Annotated in this window: 10 protein-coding genes and 1 pseudogene; 5 read left to right on the forward strand and 6 right to left on the reverse strand. The window is 70.8% G+C overall.

Annotated features, from left to right (window positions below; translation table 11 throughout):
- On the forward strand, positions 1 to 2,559 hold the full coding sequence (locus tag NWF22_RS12865) for an ABC transporter permease (protein ID WP_160902055.1): 2,559 nt from the start codon (positions 1 to 3) through the stop codon (positions 2,557 to 2,559).
- A gap of 154 nt (positions 2,560 to 2,713) precedes the next feature.
- Positions 2,714 to 3,493, forward strand: a complete 780-nt coding sequence (locus NWF22_RS12870; RefSeq protein ID WP_160902056.1) for a hypothetical protein — start codon at positions 2,714 to 2,716, stop codon at positions 3,491 to 3,493.
- Positions 3,494 to 3,532: 39 nt separating this feature from the next.
- Here the strand turns inward: NWF22_RS12870 and NWF22_RS12875 are convergent, their stop codons facing one another.
- On the reverse strand, positions 3,533 to 4,291 hold the full coding sequence (locus NWF22_RS12875; protein ID WP_160902210.1) for a class I SAM-dependent methyltransferase: 759 nt from the start codon (positions 4,289 to 4,291) through the stop codon (positions 3,533 to 3,535).
- 8 nt (positions 4,292 to 4,299) lie between these two features.
- Positions 4,300 to 4,980 carry a TetR/AcrR family transcriptional regulator gene (locus tag NWF22_RS12880; protein ID WP_160902057.1) on the reverse strand — a complete coding sequence of 227 codons (681 nt, stop codon included), beginning with the start codon at positions 4,978 to 4,980 and terminating at the stop codon, positions 4,300 to 4,302.
- 269 nt (positions 4,981 to 5,249) lie between these two features.
- Between NWF22_RS12880 and NWF22_RS12885 the strand changes: the two genes are divergently transcribed.
- A complete protein-coding gene (locus tag NWF22_RS12885) occupies positions 5,250 to 6,431 on the forward strand; it encodes a glycosyltransferase family 4 protein (RefSeq protein ID WP_160902058.1) in 1,182 nt (393 codons plus the stop codon).
- Here NWF22_RS12885 and NWF22_RS12890 read toward each other — a convergent pair.
- The gene (locus tag NWF22_RS12890) at positions 6,358 to 8,130 is read right to left on the reverse strand and encodes an MmpA family trehalose lipid delivery protein (protein WP_160902059.1); all 1,773 of its coding nucleotides are present in this window, start codon (positions 8,128 to 8,130) and stop codon (positions 6,358 to 6,360) included. The genes NWF22_RS12885 and NWF22_RS12890 overlap by 74 nt on opposite strands.
- Before the next feature lie 7 nt (positions 8,131 to 8,137).
- Positions 8,138 to 9,058: an HpcH/HpaI aldolase/citrate lyase family protein gene (locus NWF22_RS12895; RefSeq protein WP_160902211.1), complete on the reverse strand. Its 921-nt coding sequence runs from the start codon at positions 9,056 to 9,058 to the stop codon at positions 8,138 to 8,140.
- Positions 9,059 to 9,271: 213 nt separating this feature from the next.
- Between NWF22_RS12895 and NWF22_RS12900 the strand changes: the two genes are divergently transcribed.
- The gene (locus NWF22_RS12900) at positions 9,272 to 10,438 is read left to right on the forward strand and encodes a polysaccharide biosynthesis protein (RefSeq protein WP_160902212.1); all 1,167 of its coding nucleotides are present in this window, start codon (positions 9,272 to 9,274) and stop codon (positions 10,436 to 10,438) included.
- Here the strand turns inward: NWF22_RS12900 and pgfA are convergent.
- Positions 10,368 to 11,579 carry a cell envelope lipid trafficking protein PgfA gene (pgfA, locus tag NWF22_RS12905; RefSeq protein WP_160902060.1) on the reverse strand — a complete coding sequence of 404 codons (1,212 nt, stop codon included), beginning with the start codon at positions 11,577 to 11,579 and terminating at the stop codon, positions 10,368 to 10,370. The genes NWF22_RS12900 and pgfA overlap by 71 nt on opposite strands.
- Before the next feature lie 179 nt (positions 11,580 to 11,758).
- Here pgfA and NWF22_RS12910 point away from each other — a divergent pair.
- Positions 11,759 to 12,754: pseudogene (locus NWF22_RS12910) on the forward strand (acyltransferase family protein); the annotation flags it as partial.
- 59 nt (positions 12,755 to 12,813) lie between these two features.
- On the opposite strand, the gene NWF22_RS12915 reads toward NWF22_RS12910, so the two are convergent.
- Complete coding sequence (locus NWF22_RS12915) at positions 12,814 to 17,064, reverse strand: alpha-(1->3)-arabinofuranosyltransferase (protein WP_258321133.1); 4,251 nt, start codon at positions 17,062 to 17,064, stop codon at positions 12,814 to 12,816.
- Positions 17,065 to 17,076: the final 12 nt, after the last annotated feature.

Below are 17,076 nucleotides of genomic sequence, written 5' to 3' on the forward strand. Positions count from 1 at the left end.
ATGGCCACATCGACCGTGATGCGCCGGGTCTCCCTGCGCAACCTGCGCGCTCACAAACTCAGACTCTTCCTGACCGTGTTCTCGATCGTGCTCGGCACCTCGTTCGTCGCCGGTTCCATCGTGTTCACGTCCACGATCTCCAAGGCGTTCAACGACATCTTCGACTCGGCGGCACCCGGTGTGGCCGTGGAGATCACCCCGGACAGCAATCAGTCGCCGGGTGTCCCGCTCACGATCGTCGACGACCTGACCGCGCAGAAGCAGGAATTGGGTATCGACAAGATCGTCGCCAACTACACCGGCTTGGTCACCATCGCCAATGCCGAGGGCAAGGCACTGCAGACAGGCGGCGCGCCGAGTGTCGGTACCGCGTACCTGCCACCCGATGAGGCGTTGTCCCCGGACACCAGCAAGATCCTGCCCGGTGGTCGCGGTCCCACGAATTCCGGTGAGGTGGCGCTGAATTCGTCGGCTGCGGAGAAGGCGGGCCTCCAGGTCGGGTCCACCACCCAACTCGTGGTCGGGCAGGGTTCGGCCGCGCCGCGCGAGGTGACGGTGGTCGGACTGCTCGATCTGCCCGGCTCGACCGGTGGCTATGTGAACGTGCAGTTCGACGAGGCGACGGCACGCAGCCTGTTCTCCGATGGTGAGCATGTGGCCCAGGTCGACATGTCCGCCGTCGAGGGTGTCACCCCCGAGGAACTCCAGCAGCGGGTCGCAGCCGCGTTGCCGCCCGACACCTACGAGGTGCGTACCGGCGATCAGGTGCGTCAGGACCAGAAGGATCAGGTCAACGAGTTCCTGACCATCTTCACCGCAATCCTGTTGGCCTTCGCGGCCATCGGCCTGATCGTGGGTACGTTCATCATCTACAACACCTTCTCGATGATCGTCGCGCAGCGTAATCGCGAGCTGGCGTTGCTGCGTGCGGTCGGTGCGAGCCGGCGCCAGGTGTCGCGTTCGGTGCTGTTCGAGGCGTTCGTGGTCGGCGTCATCGGCGGCCTGGTGGGTCTGGCCGTCGGTGTCGGTCTGGCCGCATTGCTCAAGGCACTCACCACCTCGGCGTCGGGTCTGCCGGACGCGCCGCTGCAGGTGGGTGTCTGGGCGGTGCTGGCGGCGCTGTTCGTCGGCATCGTGGTGACGATGATCAGTGCCTGGGTGCCGGCGGTCCGCGCGTCGCGGGTGCCGCCGGTCGAGGCGATGCGGGCGGGGATGGCCGAGGGATCGGCGCCGTTGACGCGACGCACGGCCATCGGTGCGGTCGTGGGCGTCATCTCACTGGTGGCCATCATCGCCGGGGCGATGGGGGTCGGTGTCGGCCCGGCGATCGCCGTGGGGGTCGGCGCGGCCGGCGCGATCGCGGCAGTGGTGCTCGCCGGTCCGGCGTTGTCGCGGCCGGTGGTCGGCGCGCTCGGCTCGGTGCTCGGTGCCCCGTTCGGCAGGATCGGGCGCCTGGCCCGCACCAATGCGGTGCGCAACCCGCGACGGACCGCGGCAACGGCGTTCGCGCTGACGTTGGGCCTCATGCTGGTGGCGGTGATCGGCACCCTGGGCACCTCGTTCAAGGGCACCGTGAACGAGGCGGTGGACAGCGGGATGACCGCGGAGTTCATCATCGTCGGCAGCAATCAGCTGCCGATCCCGGGCGCGGTCGCCGACGCGGTCGAGGAGGTCGACGGGGTGGCGTCGTCGGTCAGCTTCGGCATCATCCAGGCGACCGCCGACGGGCAGCGTGTGACCGGGTACGGCGCGGTGGGCGGCCAGCCCGCCGACGTCGCGGTGCTCGACATGCGCGACGGAGCGTCGGACCAGTTGCCGGCCGACGGCATGTTCGTCAGCGAACGCACCAGCATCGACAAGGGCTGGGACCGTGGCGACGTGGTGACCTTCACCGGTCCCACCGGCCAGGACGTGCCGGTCACGGTCTCCGGGGTGTACGCCGACAACGAGGCGCTGCAGCCCTGGCTGGTCGGCCCCGATGTCTACGACCGGTTGGTGCCGGCCTCGGCGCAGGTGAGCGCGATGATCTTCGTGGCGCCGGAGCAGGGCGTGGCGCCGGAGGTGCTGCGGACGAATCTGGAGGATGCGACCGCGTCGTATCTGACCGTTCAGGTGCAGGACCGCACCCAGTTCAAGAGTTCGGTGTCCAGCCAGATCGACCAGATGCTGGCCACCTTGTACGCCATGCTCGGCTTGGCGCTGCTGATCGCGGTGCTGGGGATCATCAACACCCTCGCGCTGTCGGTGGTGGAGCGTAAACGGGAGATCGGCATGTTGCGTGCCGTCGGCATGTTGCGTGCCCAGGTTCGTCGCAGCATCTATCTGGAGTCGGTGCTGATCGCGATCTTCGGGGCCATCCTCGGGGTGGTGCTCGGTACCGTCATCGGCGTGGCGCTGGTGCGGACGCTGGCGAAGTGGGGCCTCGGGACACCGGTCGTGCCGTGGAGTCTGATCGGCATCACATTGATCGCGTCGGCGGTGGTGGGTGTCCTCGCCGCGCTGTGGCCGGCGGTCCGGGCGGCGCGCACGCGGCCGCTGGAGGCGATCGTCGAGACGTGAGTCGTCGGATAGCGCAGCGGTGTGGGCGCAGCGACCTCATCGGTCGGCGGAAACCTCGGTTGCGCGGAAGGTCTCTGCCGACCGATGCGGTCTGGCCGGCGACGGCCTCGGGTCGTACGGCCGGCCCGTCGGCGGGCAGTGACACAATCGGTCCATGACCCGACCACCCGACGAACCCTGGGATCCGAATCGAGAGAGCCCGGAGACGCGACGTTTCGAGCCCACCGACGAGACAGCCGCCTTCGAGCCCACCGACGAGACGGCTGCCTTCGGGCCCACCGATGAGATCCCGGGTCAGCAGCCAGGTGCGGGCCCGGACGTGCCGCCGCCGACGGCGCAGCCCGGACCCTACGACGCACCGCAGGCCTACACCGCGGCCAACTACGGTGCGGGGTACGGAGGTCCCGGCTACAGCGGACCGGTACCGCCGGGGCCGCCCCCGCCGAAGAACACCGGACGTACCGTCGGCCTGGCGTTGGCCGCACTCGCCGCGCTGGTGGTGCTGGCGCTGGTCGGTGTGTTGATCGCGCGTGGCGGCACCGACGACGGCGGGGACGCAGCCGCGGGTGCCGACTCGTCGTCGGCGACGACGTCGACGACCGAGGAGGACAGCTCTACCACGACGACCACCACGACGACCGAGGACACCACCACCACGACGACGCCGACGGTCTCCCCGGGTGAGGTGGTCTATCAGCTCACCGGTAACGGCGACGTCGTCGGTATCCGCTACCTCGAACAGGGCAGTTCGACGGTGGTCGCGGCAGCCGGCACCCCGTGGTCGCAGGCCGCGACGGTCGGCGGGACGTCGGCGGAGATCACCGCCATCGTGATCCGCGGCCCGGTGACCTGCAACATCCTGCGCGGTGAGGATCTGCTGGCCTCGTCGACCAGTCGCGGCGGGCCACTGCGTTGCTCGGCGACATTGCAGTGACGCCTGACGCCGGGTCGGATGGGTGCCGGGCGGCCGGGCTCAGTGTTTGCGTAGCACGAGCACCAGGTTGGTGCCGAGGACTTCGCGCAGACCGGGTACGGCCATCACCCACCACATCCACCACGGCAGATAGCGGGGGAAGGCGGCCACCACGTCGGCACCGGACACGGCGTGCGCCCACCGCAGACCCTGGGTCGCAGTGACCGGGAACAGCGAGGTGCCGAAGAGGTTCTTCGGTGGGTGACCGTGCCGACGGGTGTACCACCGCGCGGCACGGTGTCCGCCGAAGTAGTGCGTCAGCCCCATCTCGTGTCCGCCGAACGGCCCCCACCACAGCGTGTAGCTGACGATCACGACCCCGCCGGGCCGGGTCACCCGCAACATCTCGTCGGACATCTGCCACGGCTGGGCGGTGTGCTCGACCACGTTGGAGGAGAACGTCACATCCATCGCGTCGTCGGCGAACGGTAGCTGCTGTCCGGACCCGCGGACCGTCGCACGGTGCTCGAGACCGCCTGCGTGCATCTCGCCGGCGTCGGGTTCCACCGAGATGTAGTGCGCGCCGCGCCGTGCGAAGGCGTCGGCGAAGTAGCCGGGACCGCCGCCGACGTCGAGGATCACTGCGCCCGCGAGCGGACCGGCATACCAGTCGGCCACCATCCGGGCGGTGTCGGCGGCGATGGCGCCGTAGAAGCGGGCCGGGTCGGACTGCTCGAACCGGAAATCGCCGAGGAGCCGCGCCGCGCGGGACAGCGTTGCATAGCGCGCGAAATCCGGCGGGGCGCCGCGCCGCCGCATGAACCGACTCACGGGTGGGCACCTGCGGCCACGCCCGGCGACCCGTCGGCGCGGTCGCGCAACCCGATCATGAAGGTGTGCAGCGCGAACAGGAACTCCGAGCGCACGTCTTCGGGCAGTGCCGGCACAACGGTGGTGACCGCCGGGAACTGGGCGGCATCGAGGGTGCGGTAGTACTCGATCACCGTGGCGCGGCTCTCCTCGGTGTCCTCCGCGGACTGCAACGCATATCCGACGATGAGCCGGGCCAGGGCGTGGTCGGCGGCGGCCGCGTCCGAGGCCGACAATCCGGTGGTCATCAGCAGCCCCAACGACCGCTCGTAGCGGGTCAGCCCCATCGGGCCGAAGCGCACCTGACCTGCGAACAGGCTCGCCGAATGGGGGTGGCTGTGCAACACGTCGAAGGTGACCACGGCCGATCGTTCGACGACGATGTCCCAACGACCGCCGAGATCGGAGTGCGCCAGCGCGGCGACGATCTTCGACATCATGTGTTCGGCCAAACGGGTGCACAACTCGTCCTTGCCGCCCGGGAACTGCCGGTAGAGCGTGGACGTCGACGATCCGAGTCGTCGGGCCAGCGCCCGCATGCCGAGTGTCGCGATACCGCCCTCGGCGAGCAGCGCGAGTGCCTCGGTGAAGATCCCGTCGACGGGCAGCGGTGGACGACCGCGGGGGTGCTCCGACATCGAGGTTCCTTCTCAGCTCATGGGCGTCTCGGCGGTGTCGGCGCATCCGTGGCCGCGGCACTCGGTCCACCCGTCGCACTCCCCTCGCCGGTACGGACCGTCTCAACTACCGTTGTAGACGTCCGCGGGGTTAGCGGCTACAGTGTAGCCGCAACAGACATGTTGTCTGTCGTCGGATCGAGACCCTCGAGGTTCGGACGCGGTATGGAGGGGATACCACGTACGACCTCGGGGGTTTTCGTTCGCCGTGATCGCCTACGCTGGTCGCAATGTCCGATCCGATTCATGTGCTGCTGCTCTGCTGGCGCGACACCACGCACCCGCAGGGTGGCGGCAGCGAACGCTACCTCGAACGCGTCGGTGCCGAACTCGTCGATCGCGGCATGCGGGTGACCCTGTTGACCGCCGCCTACGACGACGCGCCCGCGCTCGAGGACCGGGCGGGCATCCGCATCCTGCGGGCCGGTGGCCGGCTGTCGGTGTATCCGCGCGCGTTGCTCACGATCGTTGCCGCCCGCTGGGGGCGTGGCCGGTTGCCGGCCGCGCCCGACGTGGTGATCGACACCCAGAACGGCATCCCGTTCTTCGCCGGCACTGTGTCGCGCGCGCCCACCGTGGTGTTGGTCCATCACTGTCATCGTGAGCAGTGGCCGGTGGCCGGGCGCCTGCTCGGCCGGTTCGGCTGGTTCCTCGAATCGCGGGTGTCTCCGCGGGTGCACCGCCGCAGCCGGTACGTCACCGTGTCGGGGCCGTCGGCCGACGAACTCGTCGCGTTGGGGGTGGATCGTGAGCGGATCACGGTGATCCGCAACGGGATCGACCCCGTCGCGGCGGAGCCGGCCGGTACGGACGGGACCGGTGACCGCACCGCCGGCCCCCGGCTCTGTGTGTTGTCGCGCCTGGTGCCACACAAGCAGGTGGAGGACGCCCTGGCCGTGGTGGCCGAACTACGCCACACCCGCGCCGATGTCCACCTCGACGTGATCGGCGGCGGCTGGTGGCGCGATGAGTTGCACGCCACCGCCGCTCGACTCGGGGTCGAACGGTGCGTCACCTTCCACGGCCACGTCGACGAACGCCGCAAACACCAGCTGCTCGACCGCGCCGACGTGCACCTGATGCCGTCGCGCAAAGAGGGTTGGGGTCTGGCGGTGGTGGAGGCGGCCCAACATCGGGTGCCCACGATCGGCTACCGCAGCTCGGTCGGATTGGCGGAATCCATCGAGCACGGTGAGACCGGTCTGCTCGTCGACGGGGTCGATGAACTGGTCAGCGCCACACGGAAACTCATCGACAACCCGGAGGAGTCCGCCCGCCTCGGGGGCAATGCGCAGCGCAAGGCGGCCGGGTACTCGTGGTCGGCGACCGCCGACGGGTTCATCGGCGTCGTCGACGGGCTGCTGCATAGCACGCCGCCACCGTCGCGGCCAGTGCCGTCGTCGCCCAGATGACGTGGGCGGCCACCACACTCGACCGGGCCGCCGTCGATGCACCGAGGTCGGTGATCGGCCCGGGTACGCGATACAAGGTCAGATCGTCGCCGCGGAACTCGACTGCCGCATCGGCGACGAGAGCCGGTGGGGTGTGGTGGTTCTCCACCACCACCCAGCCGACACCCAACTCGGCCAGCCGTTGCGTCGAGCCGCCTGCCGACAACGCCGCATCGACGTCGGCACCGCGACCGGATGCGGCATCGACGACCACCGAATCCACCACCAGCCGGCCCGATTCGACGACCGGTGCACGCACCATCCGCGGCAGCGGGTCCAGCGACGGGCCGTCGGCGAACGTGTAGCGCCGCACCGAACCGGTCGGCCACACCGCCACCGCACCGTGATCGGAGGTGATCCGGTTGGCGACCGCCGCCCAGTCCTGCGGGTAGGTGACCGGCGAGATCTTTCCGCCGACACCCCACGCGAGATCGGGTAGCGGCGCGACGATCAGGAGTGCCGCCGCGGCGAACGCGAATCCCGCGGGCACCCACCGGCGGGCCGCGGCGATCGCCGCAGCGGTCGCGACGGCGACGAACGGCACCATCAGGGCGAGGTATTTCTGTGTGTCGCGGAACAAACCGAGTCCCGGCACGTGCACGGCGGCGTCGGACAGCGCTTCGGCGACGGGGCCGATCGCCGCCACCGACACAGCGACCGCACAGACCGCGGCCAACACTCCCAACGTCGCGATCACGGGGGTGTCGCGGCCGCGGTGTCGCCACAGCCAGACCGTCCCGGCCGCCACCACGATCAGCAATGCCGCCGTGGCCACCGCCGCCCACCAGATGGTGCGGCTGGCCGGAACCGCGTCGGAGTTCCAGATGCCGGTCAGTCCGAGTGCGGTGCCCAGCGTGCCCAGACCGGGTTCGGCGCGCACCCCGAAGACGGCGAACCCGTTGTCGCCGCCGGTGGTGGATGCACCGCCGACGAGGGTTGCGGTCAGCCACGGCAAGGCGGCGACGACCCACGCCACCGCGCATGCGGCGATCGACCACAGCCGACGGCCGGTGGTGGATTCGGCACCCGCCGACGCGGCGCCGGTCCGACTGCGCACCAGGACACCGGCGCCGAGGGCGATCAGCAGCACCCCGGACAGCATCGACCCGGTGGGGGTGAACCCGGCGGCACAGAGTCCGGCCACCAGTTGCGCCCACGGCGCCCACCGGATGCCCGGCGCACGGGGATCGCCGGCGTGCGTGCGCAAGATGTCGACCGCGGCGACCGCAACCCACCCGAGTGCCGCATACGACACCAGCAGACTCCAGTGGCCCTGGAGGAGGCGTTCGGCCACATAGGGATTCCAGATCGCGACGACGGCAGCCGCCACCGCACCCGTCCGTCCGGCCACGCCCACCAGTCGCAGCGCGAGACGACCGTACCCGACGCCGGCGAACACCAGGGCGGCGACGGTGAGTCCGACGACCACCACACCGCCGTCGAGAAGGCCGGACGCGGTGGCCACCACCCAGTCCTGCGGGACGGCGCGCGGGGCGAGGTCACCGAGCCCCAGGGCGGTGTCGGTGACGAAGGAGCGCGGCGTGGACACCGCGTCGCGGTAGAGCAGATGTCCGGGCCGCAGCAGCGGCGCCATGATCAGCGCGGTCAGGGCGCCGCTGACGGCGACCAGGAGTACGACCGGGTGGCGCTGCCGGGTCATGGCCGGCTCAGTAGTGATAGGTGTCCGACGGGGCGGGGGAGTGCACCGAGTCGTCGTCGTAGTCGGACATCTCGATGCCGTACGCGCGTGCCAGATCCAAGATCTTGGTGCCGCGTGCGATCCGCGGCAGGTCGGAGCCGTTGCGGATCTCGCCGCCGTCGCGTTCGAACTCGGCGAAGAACTCCTTGGCCCAGCTGATCTCGTCCTGCGACGGCGACAGTCCCTCGTTGACCGGATGGCACTGATCGGGGGTCAGGCAGATCTTGCCGGTCATCCCGAATTCCGCGCTCACCGCGGTCGCCTCGGACAGTTTCAGTGCACTCGACCCGACGGTGGGCCCGTCGATCGCACTCGGCAGGTGAGCCGCCTTGGCGGCGATGGTGAATCGGGATCGGGCGTAGGCGAGGGTGGCCGGGTTGTCGCCGAAGCCGGTGTCGCGCCGGAAGTCGCCGATGCCGAACGCCAGGCGGAAGGTGCTCTTGGCCGAGGCGATCTCGCTGATCCGCTCGAGCCCACGCGCGGTCTCCACCAGCGCCACGATGGGCACATCCGGCAGCCGCTTGGCCGTTTCGGAGACGTGATCGACCGACTCGACCATCGCCAGCATCACCCCGCCCACCGACATTGCCGCCAGCGCCTCCAGATCGTCGGCCCACCAGGGCGTCCCGAAACCGTTGACCCGCACCCAGTCGGAGTGCCCGGCGTTCAACCAGTCCACCACATGCTCGCGGGCGATCAGCTTGTCCTTGGGCGCCACCGCGTCCTCGATGTCGAGCACCACGATGTCGGCGCGGGACCGGTGTGCCGCCTCGAAGCGTCCGGCCTGGGTCGCGTTGACCAGCAGCCAACTGCGAGCGAGCACCGGATCGATACGGAAGCCGACGGGGTCGGTGCTCGAGGCGTCGTCGGGGAAGTTCTGGTCGTACATCGAGGTGGTGCGCTCCTGCGGCGGCGGATGGGACCTCACCATCGTTGCTCATGGCGTGTGCGGCGTGCAAAACACCGTGCCGCCCACGGTCGGGCGGGCGCGACGTGCACACTTGAGGCCATGGCCGGCTACGACGACCGCATCGCTGAGCGCGATGGGCGGACCGACCGTTCGGGTGTGGCCGGGGCGCTGGGGTGGGTGGCCGGCGGGTCGATGGTCGCCAACGTCTGCGCCTATCTCATCCATCTGACCGCGAGTCGCTGGTGGCTCGACACCGCCGAGTACGGCGAACTCGCCGTCGGCCTCACCGCGATGCTCGTGCTGACGGTTGCGGCGCTGGCGTTGCAGGCGGTGGTCGCGCGCGCAGTGGTGCACCGCGCCGACCCGCACCGGATTCGTCGGGTGACCACGCAGACGACGATCGGCGTGTGCGTCCTGGTGGTGGTGGCCATCGTCCCGACGGCGTGGGTGACGTCGATGAACATCGACACCACCGCGGCCGCGCTCGTCGCCGCGCCGCTGCTCACCATCATCGGAGCCGGTCAGGGAGTGCTGCAGGGGCACAAGCAATTCCGTCTGCTCGGCTGGGTACTCGCGGCCGTCGGCGTGTTGCGTACGGTACCGCTGATCGCGGCACTGGCGGTCGGGGCCGGCCCGGCCGGGGCGCTGGCGGCGAGCGCGGCGGGCATCGCCGTGGCCGCGGTGGTGGTGCGGTACGCGAACCGGGTGGCCGCGACCGGCCCGCCGACACCTGCGCGGAACTCGGGCGGGATCGACCTGCTCGACGTGGTGCAGGCCTCCGGCGTGCAGTTGGTGCTGGTGGTGGCGGCGTCGATCGACCTGCTGCTGTCGCGGACGGTGCTCTCACCCGACGATGCGGGGATCTACGCGCTGGGTGCGATCGCCACCAAGGTGGCCTTCTGGTTGCCGCAGGCGGTGGGGGTCGTGTTCTATCCGCGGCTGGCCGATCCGGCGACGTCGCGGCGCTCGCTGATGCATGCCGTCGGTGTGGTCGCGGGGATCGGGGTGATCCTCACCGTCGGCGCCGGACTGGCCGGGCCGCTGGTACCGGTGCTGGTGCGGCCCGACTACGCGCCGCTGGTGCCCATCCTGTGGCTGTTCGCCTACACGGGCGCGATGCTGGCGGTCCTGCAGGTCGCGCTGCTGTCGGCGATCGCCCGCTCGGCGACCGCGGTGTCGGCGGTGACCTGGATGGTCCTCGCCGTGGAGGTCGCGGTGATCGTGGGTGTGGTGGACACCATCGTGGCGCTCGCGGCCACGGCGGCGACCGCGGCGACGATCGCCGCTGTCACGACGACGGTGTGGGGTCTGCGTGCGCAGCGGGTGGACGAGGTCGTCGGGGCGGCCACCCGCGGGTGATGAGTGTGAGCCCGGCGGCCAGGAACGCCAACCCGGCGACGGCGGCCAGGATCGGCACGACGCGGCCCCAGATCGTGACCGGGGTGCCCAGCGAGGTGGCGCGATCACTCATCCGCGCCTGCGTCGGGTTGTCGTAGCCGAATGTCGCCGACAACGCGGTCAGCCGTCGGTCGGGCAGGCTGGTGTCGATGAACCGGTAGTTCTGCTCGATGGTGATCTGCTGGTCGAGGATGGTGCCGGTGGCGGTGTCGACGGCGATCTCGGTGCGGCCGCTGTGGTGCAGGGTGGCCGTCAACTCGCGAGCCGGGTCGATGTCGGGCACCCCGAACCACGCGGCGGGTCGGGTGATGATCGTCGGCGGGGAGCTCTGGGCGTCCCCGGTGATCTGGTGCAGATCGGTGTCGGGGATGTCGGCGACGAAGCGGGTGGCGTCGCGGCCGTGCAGGGTGGTGGCGCCCGCGGGACGCAGCGGCACCGCACGCCGGGTGGTCACGTCGAACCAGATGTGTTCGGTGTCGGTAACCCCGAACGGCAGCAGATAGGTGTAGCCGCTGCGGTCGGGGACCCGGATCGGTGCCGCGTTGCTGTCGTATTGGATCTCCGAGCTGCCGGGCTGACCACCGGACGGACCCAGGTCGGGCAGGGCCGTCGTCCGGTCCAACGTGATGCGGTCGCGCACGGCGGCCACGGTCGGGTCGGTGCACGCGGCCTGCCCGGCCGGCGGCTCGGTCTCGCTGCCGGCGCGCGGGGCCTGCGGGTCCACCTCCCGACCGTCGACCCGCAGCTGATCGGCCTGGATGGACGTCCCCGCCTGCAGGGTCACCCGGTCCGCGTCGGACGGTTGGACGGCGACGAACCGTTGCTGCCGGACGAGCTCGGCGTCGACGACCTGTGCGGTCGGCGTGCCCAACGAACACCGGTCGAACATCTGCGCTGCGTCGGCATCCCCGACGCCACTGCTCAGCGCGGTGGTGGTGACGTCGGTGGACAGCGGGATGGTGCGCAGACCGTCGACGAGCAGGGTCGGCAGGGCGATCGCCGCGGCGAGCAGGAACCCACCCACGAACAACAGCACCGGTCCGATGAGGTCGGTGGTCTGCAGGCGGCTGGTCTGCACACTGTGGGGACCGGGCGACGACATAGGGCGAGGGTACTGACCCGCTGCGCCGGTACTGTGCGCGTGACCTGGGGTGCGGCGCCCGGCTACCCTGGTGGACCAGCATGACCAGTATCGATCCCCCCAGCAGTACCGATCCGACGCCCGATCGGCCGAGCGCGGGCGTCCCCGAGATGCGCCGGTTCTTCCCGCAGCTCGAGGGGATGCGAGCGATCGCGGCGATCGGCGTGCTCACCACTCACGTCGCGTTCCAGACCCGGACCGTGGAACTCCCGGTGCTCGGTCCGCTCCTGGGCCGGCTCGATCTGGCGGTGGCCTTGTTCTTCGGACTGTCCGGATTCCTGTTGTGGCGCCCATGGGTGGCCGCGGCGCATCGGGCCGCGCCGACCCCACGGGTGCGTCGCTATCTGCTGCACCGGGTGGTGCGGATCTGGCCGGCGTATGTGGTGGTGGTGTTCGTGGTGCTCACCCTGCTGCCCGACGCCAAGGGGGCCGACCTGACGGTGTGGCTGGCCAACCTCACGTTGACCCAGGTGTTCGTGCCGTTGTCGCTGACCGCGGGGCTCACCCAGATGTGGAGTCTGTCGGTGGAGGTCGCCTTCTATTCGTTGTTGCCGGTGATCGGACTGGCGATGCTGCGGCTGCGCGCCGGCGGCAGCGGCACCGGCCGGGTCGGATGGCGGATACCGGCGCTGCTCGGCCTGGGTGTGCTCAGTCTGGGGTGGGCGTGGCTCGCCATCGCTCTCCCGACGGCGGCCGGGGTGGAACCGAAGAACTGGGTGTTCGGGCATCTGCCGTGGTTCCTGGCCGGTCTGGTACTCGCGGAGATGGTCGGCGCCATCGAATACGAGACCCACCGCCCCGTCGCGCGTTGGCTGCGGGTCACCGCCGGGATCGGTGCCCGACGGTGGGTGATGGCGGGGCTGCTCGTCGTCGCCTACGTGCTGGCCTGCACCCCGCTGGCGGGCCCCACCGGGCTCGGGGATCTGGCGCCGTGGCAGTTCGCCGTCAAGATGGTGCTCGGCGCCGTGTGCGGGTTCGCGGTGTTGGCGCCATTGGTGTTGTCGGCGGGGCCGTACCGGGTGCTGTGTTCGCGGGTGATGCTGGCGCTCGGACGGTGGTCCTACGGCATCTTCATCTGGCATCTCGCGGTGCTCGCCGCGGTGTTCGGACTGTTCGGGATCGTGCCGTTCAACGGCGATTTCGTGCTCGTGTGGGCCATCACGCTGGCCCTGACGATCGGGGTGTCGGCGGCGAGTTACGCCTTCGTCGAGGAACCGGCTCGGCGACGGTTGCGCACCTGGGAGACGGCGCGGGCGAACCGTCGACGCGCCCATCCGGATTCGTCGCCGGCCACGGCCGACCAGACCGTGGACGACACGGCGATCAACGCCGGCAGCTGAACCCACCAGTCGAAGCCGGTGTAGCCGGTCGACGCGTGCCAGGGTCCGCTCGCGAGGCCGAGGGTGGCGGCGACCATCGCGGCGAACACCAGGGTCACGACGGCCTGCGGGCGCAGGCTCAGCGTGATCACTCCGGTGAGGACCGCGAGGGCCAGGCCCCACCACCCGGCGAGCAGCCATGCCGCGGCCAACCAGGACATTGCCGCGGCGCCGGCGAGCCAGGATTCCGAGAGGCCGGGGCCGGTGACCGGTTCCGGGTGGGGGTGGGCCGAGGTGCGTCGCGGCCACCAGGCCAGCAGCAACAGCAGCGCTGTCAGCGCCAGCCCGAGGCCGAGGGACCAGCGGTAGAGCGAGTCGAACCGGTAGGTCAGCTCGATGGTGCCGGCCGTGCCCGCGGGCACCACCCAACCCTGCTGCCAGCCGTTCATCACCACCGGGGCCAGCTCGCGGCCGCCGAGCGACGCCTGCCACCCGGGGTTGGTGCTCTCCGGCACCACCAGGATGCGCTCGCGATCGGCGGCGTCGACCGCGACGCTGCGGTGGGTGGCCGACCAGTCGGTGACGTCGGCGGGTCGCGCCTCGGTGGTGGTGGCGGTTGCCGCGGGATCGACCGGCAACGAGACCTGGTCGACGCTGAACGCCGGCCCGGGATTGACCGACAGCTCCTGTTCACCGGCCGGTAGTGCCACCGGTTGGGGAGCGCACGGCCGGGCGACGACGGGTCGGCCGGCGCGCAGGTCGCCGGCGGTGGTGCGGGCCGACAGCCCGATCACCTGACCGGACACCGTCAGCCCGACGCCGGCGTCGCAGCCGATGTCGACGACCCGGTCGTCGTCGGGGGTCGGCTGCGGTCCGGGCAGGATCTGTATGTCGGTGATCCCGGCCGGGGCGGGGCGGGCGAACCCGAGGCTGTTGACGTCGATGAGGTCCTCGGTCTCGGTGACGGTCAACCGAATCCGGTCGGTGACCGCCGGGGTCAGGTCGACGACACCGTCGCGTCCGACGGTCCGTGCCTGGGTGCCCGTGCCGAGGTCGACGGTGACGCGTCGCGGCGCAGCCGGATACCGCTCGGGCAGCAGGAGTTTCAGACGCTCGACGCGCTGGGGCTGCGGGAGCCGGATCACCAGCTCCGGGTCGTCGGCGTCGTCGTCATCCGAACGCGTGGCGGGTTCGGGTGCGGTCCAGGTGGTTTCGGGGTTGCCGTCGACGGCGGCGCTCGCGTTGCCGCGCGGATCGTCGACGGCGGTGGGGCCGTCGGCGATGACCTGGCCGGGGGTGTGGATCAGCGCGCGCAACGCGTCCCCGGATTTCGGCCGCAGCACGACCGTCGGGTCCACGGTGACCGGGTCGGGTACCGACAGTGCGCGCGTGAAGATCCCGGGAGTCTCCGGGGTCAGGCCGAGACCGGGTGCGCAGCGGACGGCCGTGCCGTCGGCGACACAGGTGGACCGGCCGCCGAGTTCCTGGGTGAGTAACCAACCCGACACCGTGGTGTCGGCCGGCAGGTCGGGCAGCGTCACGCGATGGCGGATGGTGAGTGGGCTGCGCGAGGCCAGGTCGGTGAGCGACACCTCGCCGAGCGCGAACTGGTTGCCCGCGGTGCCGTCGACGGTGCTGATGGCGCGGATCTGCACCCATCGGGTCGGGCCGCTCGGCGCGGTCACCGTGACCGGGGTGCCGGATTCGACGTTCTGGGTGACCGCACTGCCCGATTCGGTGCTGACCAGGATGGCCGAAACGTCGGAGCCCAGTGCTGGTGCGGTCGTCAGGGTGACCGCGAGGTCGGAGCGAGGTTCGGTGAAGTCGAGCCGCATCCACTTGCCGACCGCGGCATCGAGGCCGTTGGAGACCCATGCGGTGTCGGGGTCACCGTCGAAGGCCGCGGCCGACGAGTTCGCCGGCGACGTCTGCCCTGGTTGCGTTGCGTCGGAGGCCGATCCGGAGGTGGTCACGCGGACCTGGCCGGGCTGGTTGTTCAGCAGCCACTCGCCGTGTACCAGTGGTTGTCCGTCGACCGGGTAGTCGGCGACGGCGTTCTGGGTGCGCCGCGGATCGTCGGGTGCGCGGATGGCCGAGCTGTGGTCGTCGACGCGGCCGAAGTCGGTTTCGCGGTCGGTGGGGGTGTCGGTGACCAGCACGCCGGGGCCGTCGCCGAGCCCGGCGCGGCGGGCGTCGGCGGCGAGTAGTGCCGGCCCCATCGGCGGGGCTCCGATGCGGGCGCGTTGTTCCTGGATGGCGCCGAGGGCTTCCGGGCCGCCCGCCACGCGTGGGATGTCGGCGGCGTCGACGAGGACGGGTCCGGTGCCGGGGAAACCGGTGTCGGCCTGTACCGCGTAGATCTGGATGGCGGGCATGGCCGGTCGTAACCCGTTGTCGCGTACCACGCCCGGGACGCCGGCCGGCCCCACTTCCGGACCGAAGACGGCCACCCGGTCGAGTCCCGGCGAGGTGTCGAGGGCCTGCTGGGCGACCAGCGGACGGGCCGACCGGGAGGTGTCGGGGTCGAGGTCGGCGCGCAGCACGACGTAGCCGATGCCCTGCTGGGCGAGGGTGGCGGCGAGGCCGGGTGAGCCGCGTCCGTCGGCGATCGCGCGTTGTACCGAGTCCAGGGCGCGGATGGCGCCCGGCGGAGTGAGGGGGATGGCGTCGCGCACCGCCCAGGGGTCGTCGGCGAGCGGCTGGAGCGGTTCGTCGCGGGTCAGGCCCCATAGTTGGTCGGCAAACGGTGCCCCGGGCACAACGAGGGTGCGGGTGGGGGCGGCGGTGTCCGGGCCGGAGCTGTGTTGTGACAGCCAGGTCGCGGTGGCCTGCCAGTAGGCCGGGATCTGTGTGTAAGTCCCCGCGGGCGCGAGTTGGCCGGTCCACATCAGCGATCCGGCGCCGATGGCGGCGACCACCACGACGATCGTTGCCGCCACCGGTCGCGACCGCTGGGGGTGGGCGAAGGATGCGGCGCTGTCGCGGATCGAGGAGCTGCCGGGCAGCGGTACGCGGCCCAGCAGATGGGCGATGCCGAGGACCAGCGGGATCCGGATGAACGGTTCGAACTTGTGGATGTTGCGCAGGAAGGCGCCGCTGTCGTCGAGGAACACCCGCACGGGTTCGGCGATCGGGGAGCCGAGTTCGCCGGTGTAGCCGAGACACATCAGCAGTAATCCGACGGCCAGCACGGTGACGAGTCGTCCGCGGGCGGGCATCCGCCGCATGCACAGTCCGGCCAGCCCGGCGGCGGCCAGCACCCCGGTGGCGACGACGGCGGCGGGTTGGGTGACCAGCACGGCACCGGCGACCCGTTCCGGGGAGACGAACGGGGTCCAGGAACTGGTGCCGCGCAACACCTCGGTCAGCGAAGTCCATTCGGTGGTGACCCGCGACGACTCGATGAAGTCGAGGAACGGCGGGCTGACCCGCGACAGGATGAGCAGCGGGATGACCCACCACGCGCAGGCCATCGTCAGGCCGAGGGCCCACCACGCGCCGAAGCGCCACCAGCGGCGGGTCGGGACCGTGGACAGCCGCGGCGCGTGCAGCAGCCACCACAGTGCCGCGACGCCGAGGGCGGCGAGGGTGGCCACGGCGTTGACCGCACCCATCAGGGCGACCGCGGCCGCCGACTGGAACGCGGCGCGCCACATGGGACGGTCGGGTTCGCGGTTCAATACCCGGATGAGCGGCACCAACACCCACGGGGCCAGCACCATCGGCAGGGTCTCCGACGAGATCGACCCGATGGTGGTGAGGATGCGCGGGCTCAGCACGAAGACGATGCCGGCGATGACCCGGGAGCCGGGGGAGCCGATGCGCATCGCCTCGGCGAGCCGGACGATGCCGACGAAGCCGACGACGAGCAGCAACGCCCACCACAGCCGCTGCACCACCCAGGGCGGCAGATGCAGCAGGTCACCGAGCGCGAAGAACGCGCCGTGCGGGAAGAAGTAGCCGTAGGCCTGGTTCTGCACCTGCCCGAGTGGGGCGTTCGGCGACCACAGGTGGGCGGCGCGGGCGAGAAAGCCGATCGGGTTGGCGGTGAGGTCGAGTTTCGTGTCCGCCGAGATCCGGCCGGGGGATTGCAGCAGCGAGATGATCAGTGCGCACAGGGTGGCCACCGCGATGCCGCG

It is taken from the genome of Gordonia mangrovi (assembly GCF_024734075.1).
GTDB classification, from domain to species: Bacteria; Actinomycetota; Actinomycetes; order Mycobacteriales; family Mycobacteriaceae; genus Gordonia; species Gordonia mangrovi.

What these genes read in the sequence shown, in the direction of transcription:
- NWF22_RS12865 (WP_160902055.1), top strand. Translation starts at nt 1, where the DNA reads ATGGCCACATCGACCGTGATGCGCCGGGTCTCCCTGCGCAACCTGCGC.
- NWF22_RS12870 (WP_160902056.1), top strand. Translation starts at nt 2,714, where the DNA reads ATGACCCGACCACCCGACGAACCCTGGGATCCGAATCGAGAGAGCCCG.
- NWF22_RS12875 (WP_160902210.1), bottom strand. Translation starts at nt 4,291, where the DNA reads ATGCGGCGGCGCGGCGCCCCGCCGGATTTCGCGCGCTATGCAACGCTG.
- NWF22_RS12880 (WP_160902057.1), bottom strand. Translation starts at nt 4,980, where the DNA reads ATGTCGGAGCACCCCCGCGGTCGTCCACCGCTGCCCGTCGACGGGATC.
- NWF22_RS12885 (WP_160902058.1), top strand. Translation starts at nt 5,250, where the DNA reads ATGTCCGATCCGATTCATGTGCTGCTGCTCTGCTGGCGCGACACCACG.
- NWF22_RS12890 (WP_160902059.1), bottom strand. Translation starts at nt 8,130, where the DNA reads ATGACCCGGCAGCGCCACCCGGTCGTACTCCTGGTCGCCGTCAGCGGC.
- NWF22_RS12895 (WP_160902211.1), bottom strand. Translation starts at nt 9,058, where the DNA reads ATGTACGACCAGAACTTCCCCGACGACGCCTCGAGCACCGACCCCGTC.
- NWF22_RS12900 (WP_160902212.1), top strand. Translation starts at nt 9,272, where the DNA reads ATGGTCGCCAACGTCTGCGCCTATCTCATCCATCTGACCGCGAGTCGC.
- pgfA (WP_160902060.1), bottom strand. Translation starts at nt 11,579, where the DNA reads ATGTCGTCGCCCGGTCCCCACAGTGTGCAGACCAGCCGCCTGCAGACC.